This is a genomic window from Synechococcus sp. PCC 6717, assembly GCF_022698185.1.
Classification (GTDB): Bacteria; Cyanobacteriota; Cyanobacteriia; order Thermosynechococcales; family Thermosynechococcaceae; genus Thermosynechococcus; species Thermosynechococcus lividus.
Genome location: NZ_JAKLTV010000017.1, coordinates 78,158 through 90,382, shown reverse-complemented (window position 1 = coordinate 90,382; position 12,225 = coordinate 78,158). Strand labels below are relative to the sequence as shown.

General features: G+C 55.4%; 5 protein-coding genes. 3 read left to right on the top strand and 2 right to left on the bottom strand.

Annotated features, from left to right (window positions below; translation table 11 throughout):
• Positions 1-121: 121 nt before the first annotated feature.
• The 3 genes from L5470_RS08785 to L5470_RS08775 are packed head-to-tail and all read left to right on the top strand — an operon-like array spanning position 122 to position 9,995.
• Complete coding sequence (locus L5470_RS08785) at positions 122-3,334, top strand: methyl-accepting chemotaxis protein (protein WP_499499455.1); 3,213 nt, start codon at positions 122-124, stop codon at positions 3,332-3,334.
• A gap of 17 nt (positions 3,335-3,351) precedes the next feature.
• Positions 3,352-7,326: a hybrid sensor histidine kinase/response regulator gene (locus L5470_RS08780; protein WP_499499454.1), complete on the top strand. Its 3,975-nt coding sequence runs from the start codon at positions 3,352-3,354 to the stop codon at positions 7,324-7,326.
• A complete protein-coding gene (locus L5470_RS08775) occupies positions 7,323-9,995 on the top strand; it encodes a DEAD/DEAH box helicase (RefSeq protein ID WP_499499453.1) in 2,673 nt (890 codons plus the stop codon). Before L5470_RS08780 ends, L5470_RS08775 begins: the two co-directional genes overlap by 4 nt.
• Before the next feature lie 139 nt (positions 9,996-10,134).
• Here L5470_RS08775 and L5470_RS08770 read toward each other — a convergent pair whose 3' ends face one another.
• Together L5470_RS08770 and L5470_RS08765 are read right to left on the bottom strand one after the other, a co-directional pair.
• A complete protein-coding gene (locus L5470_RS08770) occupies positions 10,135-11,184 on the bottom strand; it encodes an anthranilate phosphoribosyltransferase family protein (protein ID WP_499499452.1) in 1,050 nt (349 codons plus the stop codon).
• Positions 11,165-12,079 carry a LysR family transcriptional regulator gene (locus L5470_RS08765; RefSeq protein WP_499499450.1) on the bottom strand — a complete coding sequence of 305 codons (915 nt, stop codon included), beginning with the start codon at positions 12,077-12,079 and terminating at the stop codon, positions 11,165-11,167. Before L5470_RS08765 ends, L5470_RS08770 begins: the two co-directional genes overlap by 20 nt.
• Positions 12,080-12,225: the final 146 nt, after the last annotated feature.

Sequence of the window (12,225 nt, the reverse complement as noted above, 5' to 3'; positions counted from 1 at the left end):
CAGTTCAGGAAAATTAACACCTCAATATCACCTTTGCCGAGGTTTGGCGCATACTTTGTAAATATCTAGCATAACTTATTCCGCCAGTTCCCCCCTTACCGTCCATTTTGGGAGTACGCCCATGGCATCCAGCAGCACCCATCACACCCAAGAGTATCAAAAAGCCGTTGCCGCTTACGTCCAAGGTCACTACGACGAAGCCGCAAGGATTACCGACGATTTGGTGGGCACCCGACCGGACGACCCCAATTTGCGGCTGCTGCGGGGACATATTTACTGCTGCCAACAACAGTACAAAGAAGCCCATGCCCAGTACCAAGCAGTTCTTAGCCACACCAGTGATCCCGATCTAATTACCCTTGCCAACGAGAGTATTGCCAAAATTCAAGAGTTTATTACCGTTGAGCCTACCAATGGTGGCCATGACTGGAGCGAGGATTCCTCCGCGACAACCTTCCAAGGGGATCACACCATACTCCAAGGCGAGCACACAACTCTTCAGGGCGCAACCGCTGATGTCCCTGCTGATGAGAACATCCGCCTTGAAGAGATGAGCCTAGAGAGCTTTAATGATTTCGGCGCGGGGGATAGTAGTCCCTTCGATGATCCAGATATTTCTGGCATTGAGAGCGAGTACCCAATGACGGCTGAAATGCCGTCCTTTAATCCCTTTGATGAAGATGCCACCCTCAACAGTACAGACGATCCCTTTGGGTTACCACCGCTAACAGAGCCCCAACCTAGTGCCACCCTCGATGACTTTGGCCTTGGGGAAAATATTCCGGAAATTCCCATGGGGGAGTCAGTTCAACCGATGGGAGCCGCAGCCGTTGACGACGATGACGTGACAATGCTGATGGGTAACTCCCCCTTTGGCAGCGATGCGCCTGCGGCAAACGAACCGGCTGCTGAAGCGAGTGATCCGTTATTTGATTTCGCTGCAACTGCGGATACTCCCCTGTTGAGCGACCCGTTCGCCCAGCCATCACCATCTCCTGACATCTCTGCACCCGCCGCAGCAGATGATGCCCTCTTCCCCAGTTTTGCCGAGGAATTGGCTGCTCCCGCACCCCTAGAAGAGGAAACCTCTGCCGCCGCCATTAGCGAGTTGTTGAGCAGTGAGCCTGAGGTTGATCTACTTCCAGAGCCTGCGGCTACCCCTCCCAGCAGTCCTAGTGACGAGGAGGATGACCTCTTTGGTGGCTTTATTGATTCTGGTTTGGCGGATATGGTGGCTGAGCCGCTTCCCACCACAGACTTTGATCCTGCCCTGTTTGACACTAGCGACGATCAAACCATTGCCATGGCGCAGTTGCCAACGGCTGAGTCTGCCGATCCCCTCTTTCCCGTTGGGGCAGAAGAAGGAGCCGCACTGGCTGAGTTAGAGGAGGATGAAACCATTGCTATGGCGAGTATGCCGCCCATCCCCTCCGAAGAAGGGGCGATGGGAGACGAAACCATTGCCATTTCCCAGCAGAGCAGCTTTGATCCCAACACCTTCACTGGCGTAGCGCCCACTGCGGACGACTCCTTAGAAGTCATTCCCGATTTTGACCTTGGGGATTTTGACCTTGACGACTTTGGTGCTGATAACGCTGCCACCCCCGAGTTAGGCTTTGACGATGAAATGACGATCGCCAACCCTAAACTCCAGATGCATTCTGCCGGCAGTAGCCCTGAGCCACAAACCGACTTGGGCACCGAAACCTTTGCTGTTTTACCCGAGGAATTTGACCTCAGCCAAGACAACTTAGCGGATTTGGCTGAGTTTAGCCTTGAGCCGAACCAGCCAGCCGCCCCCACCAGCCAAGGCAGCAGCCACGACAGTGCCCATGACCTTTCAACCTTTGCGCAGCAAACTGCACCTCCGCCCAGCCGTTCTGTGGCTACACCGCGATCCGTGCCAGCCGCAGCGGTCACCTCCCCTTCGCCTGCGACAACCGCTGGGGGTTCCTTCACGCAGCAGAACCTCACCTCTGCGGTAGCTACAGGGGTATTATCAGCCTTGGCTGCAGGTGCCGTGGGATTAGGCTTTAGTGCCCCAGTTCCGGTTCCCGTCGTGGGGGGCACCGCCGCTGGCTTAACCGCAGGCTTAGCGGCCTACGCCTTAGGGCAGCGGAGTGTCAGTCGGGTCAAACGCTTCTGTACCGACCTACAGGCCCAGTGTAATGCCGTGATTGCTGGGGACATGACTGCACAGGTTCCCGTCACTGGCAACGATGAGCTAGGGGTTTTAGCTCAGAGCTTCAACCAAATGACCGAAAGCATTCGGCAAATCACGTCAGATGCCCAGAAAAAGGCTGAAGAGAACGAACGTCAGCGGGATGATCTGCAACGGCAAGTGATTCGGCTCCTCGACGATGTGGAGGGTGCTGCCCGTGGCGACTTGACGGTACAAGCGGAGGTGACCGCCGATGTGTTGGGGGCGGTCGCAGACTCCTTTAACCTGACCATCCACAACCTGCGCACCATTGTGCAACAGGTGAAAGTGGCGGCGCAGCAGGTGAGTCGCGGTGCGGCAGAAAGCGAAACGTTTGCCCGTAGCCTCTCGGCAGATGCCCTGCGGCAAGCAGAGGAGTTGGCAGTGACCCTCAACTCTGTGCAGATGATGACCAACGCAATTCAGCGGGTTGCCGAAAGCGCCCAAGAAGCCAATGCCGTGGCTCGTAATGCCTCTGAAACGGCTCTGCGCGGCGGTGAAGCGGTGGAGCGTACCGTGGCGGGGATTTTGCAAATTCGGGAAACGGTGGCGGAAACAACTCGCAAGGTCAAGCGCTTAGCCGAGTCCTCCCAAGAAATTGCCAAGATTGTTGGTGTGATTTCCTCCATTGCCAACCGGACAAACCTCTTGGCACTGAACGCTAGTATTGAGGCAGCGCGAGCGGGTGAATCGGGTCGTGGCTTTGCGGTGGTGGCCGATGAGGTGCGACAACTGGCAGATCGTGCCGCTAAGGCCTCGAAGGAGATCGAACAGATCGTGCTGCAAATTCAAAGTGAAACCGGCGCAGTCATGACCGCTATGGAAGAGGGAACGCAACAGGTGATTGAGGGGACGAAGCGGGCAGAGCAGGCCAAACACTCTCTTGAGGACATTATTCAAGTGTCGTCACAGATTGATGCGCTGGTGCGCTCGATTACTAATTCTACGGTTGAGCAAACGGAGTCTGCCCGCTCCATGGCTCAGGTGATGCAGTCAATTGAGTTGACCGCCCAAGCTACCTCCCAGGAAGCGCAGCGCGTGTCAGACTCATTACAGGGACTGGTGATCGTGGCTCGTAACCTGCAAACATCTGTGGAACGGTTCCGCGTTGAAAATACTGAAGACCAAGCCTAAGCAATCCGGGAGGGGCTATGCAAAGCGATCAACAAAAGCGCATTCTCGGCTATTTCATTGAAGAGGCTCAGGAACACCTGACCACCATTGAAGAAAGCTTGATGAATCTGCAACAGGTGGTAAACGATCCCGAAGCGATGAGTGAAATGTTTCGGGCTGCCCACTCTGTCAAGGGTGGTGCAGCAATGCTGGGGCTGCACAGTATTCAGCACACCGCCCACAAGCTAGAAGACTACTTCAAGGTACTGCGGGAGCATCCTATTACCGTAGATAGCACGCTGGAAAACCTGTTTTTGCAGGGAGTGGATGCGCTACGGGAACTTCTGGATGAACTCCAAGGCCCCTTTGGTTTGACTGAGGAAACGGCAACCGCAACCCTGTCAAGAGTTGAACCTGTTTTTAAGCAACTTCACGATCACCTGAATGCCTTAACTCAAGGTGGTGCTACCCCAGCAGAACCGGTGGCTACTGGCGTTGTAGAGACGCCGCCGCCCCCCCCTGTTGATCCTAGCTATACTTTTGTCTTTCAGACGGATGTGCCTGAACGCCTGCGGGCGATGCTGCAACTCTTTAAGCAGCCAGATTCACCGGCGGTTCGCCAGCAGTTGGTGGAGGCATGTTCCAATTTGGGTCAGTTAGGGGAAACCTTTGCGCTGCCGAAGTGGGTGGATCTGTTGGCGATCGCCCAACAGGTTGTTAGTAATGATAGCCAACCGCTCACTGTCCTTGCCCCAGTGGTGATCAAAGAGATTATGGCGGCGCGGGATCGGGTGCTGAGCGGCCAAGGTTGTGTCATTGCTGCTAGTCAGGCCTTGTTGGATCTTCAGCCCGCTCCTGTGCCTGCGGCAGAGCTAGAGCCGATTCAGGATCTCTCTGCGCCCTTAGAGCAGGCTGCTGTTGAGGAGGTTGCACCAGTGGCCGAGGCGATCGCCGTCGAGGAGGCTGATCTCATCACCGATGTGCCTGATGGGGTCACCGTATTTGGTGACGATAGCCAGACCGATCTCGAAGAACTGAGTGACATCTTTAGCCTAGCTGGGGATTTGGGGGAACAATGGGGCGATGATACCCTAGATGAGCAACTGGCGGGTCTAAAGAGTGATGAATTTATTGATGAAGACATTTCCGACTTCTTGACGGTGACTAGTGACTCCGCTGAGGCCAGTACTGAAGACCTGAGCATTGATCAACTCCTGACGGATATTGATAACTTCTTGGACGACAAACCGGCTGATACTATCACCGATGACATTGATGCCCTGCTGCTGGATGAGACTGCATCGGCGATCGCCGACTCCCCTAGCGAGGAACACGAGGAAGTCGATATCGCTTCCTTCTTAGAGGGGTTCAGTGACACCGCAGTGAGTTATCCAGCGGATGCTGCCATTGCCGATGCTCTGGCAGCGGATGAAGGGGTGCGTACCGAGGCGCCTCTCGCCGATCTCGAATTGCCAGAGAGTGAGCCCCTGTCTGCCGATACATTCTCTGATGTCGCTGCCTTTTTAGGAGATGTTCCGGGCCTGACGGATGCCCTCGATAACCTTGTGGTTGAAAATACGGCGGCAGATGTGTTGGCGGAATTTGTCGCCTCTCCCCCCCTTGAGGATCTATGGTTAGAGGCTGAGACACCTGCTGCCCCAGAGATTCCAACAGATACCACTGCACCCGTAAATCCCCCTGAAGCCTTAATTCCAGATACGCCAGATACGTCAGAGCAGCCAGAGGCGGATACCAGTCACTCCCTAGATGCCCTTGAAGACTTAGAAAACTTAATTAACGAGAGCCTTCAGACCACACCGCATGAGGCAAGTGCTGTTGCTGATCCGGAACAGTTACTTGTTGATCAATCTGCTGCTACTGCTGCTGCCCCTGTGTTTGAGGATCTCGAACAGATGCTCGGTGCTCCTAGCGCTCCAGAGGTGGCGCCGAGTTCTGCCAGTCCAGCCACCGATAGTGACTTTGCAGAGTTAGAAGGTATTATCGGTACGCCGACCAAACCTACCGCCCCACGACGACGGGAAGCAGCCAAGGGGGGCAGCCTTGTGGAGCAAACCATGCGAGTTCCCGTGCGCCATCTCGATAGCTTAAGTAACTTGGTTGGGGAGTTGGTGGTCAATCGTAACAGCCTCGAAGATAGCCAAGAGCGACTCCGGCAATTTTTAGATAACTTGCTCTATCAGGTGCAGCAGTTAGGGGATGTCAGCCAACAGATGCAGGACCTCTACGAGCGATCGCTCCTTGAAAGTTCTCTGTTGGGCATTACAACAGCGCGAGTGACGAATGGTCATGGCCAAAAGGATCGCGCCCACGCGACCGGGGTTGAGTTTGATGCCCTAGAAATGGATCGCTTTACTGGCTTCCACACCCTATCTCAAGAAGTCATTGAGCGGATTGTGCGGGTACGGGAGGCCGCAGACGATATCCAGTACGTTGTGGACGAAGTGGAGCAAGTGGCACGGCAGTTTCGCCAAGTGACCACCCAAGTCCAAGAAGGGCTAAGTCGCTCGCGAATGGTGCCCTTCCGTGAAATGTCTTCCCGCTTGCCCGCGGCCGTGCGGCGCGTCGCTAGCACCATTGGCAAACAGGTGGAACTGAAGGTGGAAGGCGAAGACACCCTCATTGATAAGGGGATTCTTGAAAAACTTTTTGACCCGATGACCCACCTTATTAACAATGCCATCTATCACGGCATTGAGCTGCCAGAGGTTCGCAAACAATTGGGTAAACCAGAAAAAGGACTGATTCGTGTCCGTGCCTTTTACCAAGGCAGTCAGGCCATTATTTCCGTTAGCGATGATGGCAGCGGCATTGATCCGGCTCGGGTTAAACAGAAAGCTATTGAGAAAGGGTTGCTCAACCCTGCGGATGCCCCCAATTTATCTCGGCAAGAGGTCTATGCCTTTTTATTCCGGTCAGGATTTAGTACCCAAGACCAAGCCGACTCCCTTGCGGGTCGAGGGGTCGGCATGGACGTGGTGCGCAAAAACCTAGAGGATATTCGCGGCACCATTAATACCGATTCAACGGTGGGCAAGGGCACGACCTTTACCATTCGCTTGCCCCTGACCCTAAGTATTACCAAGGCGCTCTGCTGCATTGACAACCACTGCCGCATTGCCTTTCCGATCGATGGGGTCGAGGATATGCTGGATATTCCCCAGGAGCGCATCCACACCCTTGAGGAGGGCAAGCAGGTGTTGCCGTGGCACGATCGCCAACTTCCCCTGCGCAACCTGAGTGATTTACTCACCTACAGCCGAAACATTAGCCGCAGTAACGTCTATGGCGGCAGCAACCAAGATGATGGCATGGTCTCTGTGGTGGTGCTCCGCAGCGGTGATGATCTGGTGGCGATCAAAGTCGATCAGGTGATTGGGGAACAGGAAATTGTGATCAAGCAGTTGTCGGGGCCTGTGCCCAAACCCGTTGGCATTGCTGGGGTGACCGTACAGGGGGATGGCCGCGCGATGGCGATCGCCGACATTCTGGAAATTATTGACCTATCCTTAGAGCGCATGGATCGTGAATGGCGCAGTTCCTTTGGTCACGATCGCACCATTGGCGTGCTAGAGCCAACCGAAGTGGCCGCTGAACCCTTGGTGTTGATTATTGACGACTCCATTACGGTACGGGAACTGCTATCCATGACCTTTACCCGTGCGGGCTATCGGGTGGAGCAAGCTCGTGATGGCCAAGATGCGTGGGAAAAACTGCGCTCCGGTCTGCCCTGCGATCTGGTCTTCTGTGACATTGAGATGCCGCGGATGGACGGCCTAGAGCTGTTGTCGCGGATTCAAAAAGATCCCAAGCTTAGTCAACTGCCCATTGCCATGCTCACCTCCCGGGGGGCGGATCGTCACCGCAAGATGGCAGCGCAACTGGGAGCCAAGGGCTATTTCACCAAGCCCTACCTTGAAGAGCAGTTGCTGGATGCCGCAGCACGGTTACTGCAAGGTGAAGTTCTTGTGCAGGAGCCAACCCCAACCCCATGAGCGAGCGATCGCCAGCCCTAGCCGACTTCCTTGCCCAACTGCCGTTTTCCTTGGATGCCTTTCAGGAAGCGGCCATCGCTGCCCTAGAGGCGGGGCGATCGGTGGTGGTGTGTGCCCCCACAGGATCGGGTAAAACCCTCATTGGGGAGTACGCGATTCACCGTGCCCTGAGCCGACAGCAGCGGGTGTTTTACACCACCCCCCTCAAAGCCCTCTCTAACCAAAAGTTACGGGACTTTCAGCAGCAGTTTGGCAGCGAGCAGGTGGGGTTGCTCACGGGCGATGTCTCCATTAATCGCGATGCGCCTATTTTGGTGATGACCACGGAAATTTTCCGCAACATGCTCTACGGCACCTCCATTGGTGAAGTAGGTACTTCCCTTGCGGGGGTAGAAGTGGTCGTGCTGGATGAGTGCCACTACATGAACGATCGCCAGCGGGGCACCGTTTGGGAGGAATCCATCATTTACTGCCCGCCAGAAATTCAACTCGTCGCCCTCTCCGCCACCATTGCCAACGGTGCCCAACTCACTGACTGGATTAAAACAGTGCATGGCGAGGCGGAGCTGATCTACTCTGACTGGCGACCGATTCCGCTGCACTTTTACTTTTGCAATGGCAAGGGGTTGGTACCGCTTCTCGATGGTCAGCGCAAGCGCCTGAACCCCAAGCTGCACGGTCACAGCGAGACGCGGCGGCGCGGGGGCAAGCGAGAGTTCCTGAGTATCCGCTATGTCGTCAGCCAACTGCAACAGCGCGACATGCTGCCAGCCATTTACTTTATTTTCAGTCGCCGGGGCTGCGATCAAGCCGTGCAAGACGTCCAAGGGATGAATTTGCTCACCGAGTCAGAAAAGGCAACCTTGGCAGCACGAGTCGATCAGTTTTTGGCGCAGCACCAAGAAATTGTAACCCCTGAAATCATTGCACCGCTGTACCAAGGTATTGCCGCACACCATGCAGGCGTACTGCCCGTAGTGAAAACCTTTGTGGAAACCCTCTTTCAGGAGGGACTGATTAAATTGGTCTTTGCCACAGAAACCCTAGCGGCGGGGATCAACATGCCAGCACGCACCACCATCATTTCCACCCTATCGAAGCGGACCGACAGTGGCCATCGCCTCCTGACGGCCTCGGAATTTTTGCAGATGGCTGGACGAGCCGGACGGCGTGGGATGGATACCATTGGCCACGTGGTGACCTTGCAAACCCCCTTTGAAGGGGCCAACGAAGCCGCATTTTTGGCCACTGCCGCCCCGGATCCACTGATTAGCCAGTTTACCCCTAGCTATGGGATGGTCTTGAACCTACTCCAGCGCCATACCCTTGCAGAAGCCAAAGAACTGGTGGAGCGCAGTTTTGGCCAGTACCTAGCGACGTTGCACCTCACGCCGCAGCGGCAGGCGATCGCCACCCTAGAGGCCGAACTAAAGACCATTCAGCAGCGACTTGTAACCATCGATCGCAGCCAACTGGCCACCTATCAAAAACTACGGGAGCGGCTCCACCAAGACCAGCGCCTCCTAAAAATTTTTCAGCAGCAGGCAGAGCAGGAACGCAGCTACGAACTGCTGCCCCTGCTGATGGCCGTTCCCTTAGGAACTTGGGTGCACCTCAAACCCACCGTAGCGGAGCAGCCCCCCCTMCCCGCCGTGCTATGCCATCAAGTGGCGGGGKCTGGTCAGTTGCCGCACTGGGTATGCCTTGCCGCCGATGGTCGCTTTTATGTGGTTGCCGTTGAGCATATTTTAGGGATCTACCCCGATCGCCCCCCCTTGTCCACCCTGCCGCCATTGCCAGAAACCTTAACGCTGCGCCTCGGCCATAGCTGCCCAGCCCCTAACACCGAACAGTGGCTAACGACTGTTCCCGAGTTGCCCCCCGTGCTGCCTGCACCCCAGGTGGCTGCCCAAGCGGCCAAAATCGCAGATTTACAGGCCAAACTGCATCAACTGCAAGCCAGTTTTCCCCAGAATGTAAACAGCCTGTTACGTCTGGTGCGTCGCGAAGAACGCCTCCTGACAGAACTGAGCGATCGCCAGCAAAAACTCAATTTGCAAGCCCAACGCCATTGGGATCAGTTCCTCGCCCTAGTGGGCGCCTTGCAAGACTTTGGCGGTCTCAACGAATTAACCCCCACCCCCCTCGGCGAAATGGCTGCTGCCCTACGGGGGGAAAACGAACTCTGGCTAGCCCTTGCCTTAGCCTCCGGTGAACTGGAGGATTTGCCCCCCCATCTTCTTGCGGCAGCCGTAGCCGCCCTAGTCACAGAAACACCGCGTTCTGATAGTTGGTGTAATTATCCCATCGCTAGCGAGGTGGAGGAGCGCTTAGCCGCCCTTAGCCCCATACGACGGCGGCTGTTTCAAATTCAGCGGCGGCGACACATTATCTTCCCCCTCTGGTACGAGTGGGACTTAATTGGCTTGGTGGAACACTGGGCACTGGGAACGCCTTGGAACGAACTCTGTGCCCAAACCAACCTTGACGCAGGCGATATTGTCCGCCTACTGCGGCGAACCTTAGATTTTCTCTCCCAGATTCCCCACGCCCCCCACACTAGCCCACAGCTTCGCCAAAGCGCCCAACAGGCTCGTTACCTGCTGGATCGCTTCCCCGTGAATGATCTGCTAGAAGGCGTTGAATTAGAGGCTGCCACCCTGACCTGAATCCCGCCTCATTCCTAAAGGGCAGGCCTAGAAATCCTGAAGAGACGCTGGCTTGCTTGGCTGACGAGGGGCGAGATCGGTGTAAGTGCTTATCGTCTCATCACCTGTGACAGACGATGTTCTCTTCTGAACAGCAACATCAAAGTTGTTCTACGACAGCTTGCAGTCGTTGACAGTGCTGGCGAACGGTACCACTACACAGCAGGTCTTGGCTGAGCGCCATCCCCTCTGTTAAGGTTGCTGCCTTTCCCCCTTGCCACAGATAAAACCCGCTATTCCAAAGGACTGAAGCAGTTAAGGGGTGTGGCTCACCTGTTAATACCTGCTGCATGGCCTCACCTGCCTCGCTGAGAGTCGTCCAAGGTATATTGCTGCTATTCATTCCGTAGTCTTGGGGATGGAGGCGTAATCGCTGCCACGGCTCGGGCTGGTGCCGTCCTAAGCCAATAATCGCGGTGCGCTCCCGGGGTAAGTCACAACTTCCCTCCAGCCCTTTAACGGTCGTAAATTCTTGAACCCCGTGGAGATATAGGGCATCGCGGATGATAGTTTCGGTGGGGGGATGGACAAAGCCAGCCACCAGATGGCTTGCCCCTTGGTAAGGATTCCAGATTAACTCAAGGGTGGCAATGGGTGGGCGTTTGCCAATTTGCTCGCGGTAGGGCACAAGTCCCTGAGCCGCAGGGAAGTGACGCGGTAAGTAAACAAACCCCAGATGGGCTTTTGCCAAACAGATTGACACCTGCTCAAGGGGCACCCGTGACCAGTCCACTCCTAGGGCGCGCCAAAGATCAATCAGGGGAACGCCTTCCTTGGTAGGCATACGATCGCCTCCATGCTGTAGCACCGGAATGCCAGCACTCGCTAAGACAAGAGCGGTTAAGGGACTCAAGGGAAAGGTGCGATCGCGCCCATCGTAGGGCTGGCTCAGGATCATCACTGGTGAGGCACTCTCAATAGCAGCCACCTTGGGGCCTAACTCTTGGTAGGTATCTAGCATCCCGGCCATTTCGGCAGCGGTGGGGCGCTTAATGCGATGGGCAATTAGAAAAGCACCAATCTGCGCTGGGGTTGCTGTTTGCTCGAGCATCAGTTTCAGCGCCATGGCCGCCTCAGCGCGGGTCAAATCTTGGTGGGTATGGGCACCACTGCCGACTTTTTTCAGCAGATTACGAAAGACGCGACTCATGGGCAGCCTGCTGGCGAATGAGGGTTAACAACTGGGCCATGGGAGGCAAGTTCAGGCGATCGCGCGTGGTAATGGCCAAAACTTGACGGTCGGGCGGTGCCACTTTAGCATCAAGGTGACGAATCACCAAGGTATCATCATTCACGGCATCTTTTAGCGCCGATTGGGGCAATAGTGCCAACATGTCACTTTCGCGAATGACAGCAATAAAGGCATCGGGGGTATTTAGCTCTAGGGCTGGTTGCCAAGGGAGATTGCGGCGGGCAAACTCCTCTGCCACTAAGCGGCGCATCCCATACCCATCCTTAAAGACGACGTGGGGATACTGGGCTAGGGTCTCCCAAGTCAGTGTAGGGTGACAGGCGAGGGGATGCTGCGCCGCCATGAGTACCTCGACAGGTTCACTGTAGAGGGGTTCAATCACCCATTCCGACTGCTTAAAGAGATGGCGATCGCCCATCACAATGATCAAATCTACCAAGCCATCCTGAAATACCTTGACGGCGCGATCGCTCCCTAGGGCAGTCACCCGCAATTGCATCTGCGGAAAGCTCTGATGAAACGTTGGCAACAAGGTAGGTAAAAAGTGGCGACAGATAGAGTGAATAGCCGCAATACACAGTTCATGTTGCTGACCGTGCTGCATCGCCTTCAGTTCAGCACTGGCTGCCTGCCATTCCTGCCAAATCCTGTAGGCACGCCGAAGAAACAGATCCCCCGCCACCGTCAACTTGGCTCGGCTAGACCGATGGAGAAGCTGAATGCCTAAGTTATCTTCTAGGGCTTGAATTTGCCGACTAATGGTGGGTTGGCTGACCCCACACCGCTGAGCCGCAGCCTGAAAGCTACCAGTTTCAGCAACCGCCAAAAAAGACTGCAACTGATCGAGTCGCATAGTTGCTATCGTGTTCTCCTTAAAGGATGAGCCTTATTTAGGCTAATCGTGAGCTTTTACTGTATGCAATTTTCGTATGACAAAGGGTGTTCCTTGATACGATTAGGCAGAATGTTTCCCTACCATTGGGAGAAGTCCAGCAACTG

Bases quoted from the DNA above. Each gene is read 5' to 3' on its own strand.
- L5470_RS08770 (WP_499499452.1), bottom strand. From the start codon at position 11,184: ATGAGTCGCGTCTTTCGTAATCTGCTGAAAAAAGTCGGCAGTGGTGCC.
- L5470_RS08765 (WP_499499450.1), bottom strand. From the start codon at position 12,079: ATGCGACTCGATCAGTTGCAGTCTTTTTTGGCGGTTGCTGAAACTGGT.
- L5470_RS08780 (WP_499499454.1), top strand. From the start codon at position 3,352: ATGCAAAGCGATCAACAAAAGCGCATTCTCGGCTATTTCATTGAAGAG.
- L5470_RS08785 (WP_499499455.1), top strand. From the start codon at position 122: ATGGCATCCAGCAGCACCCATCACACCCAAGAGTATCAAAAAGCCGTT.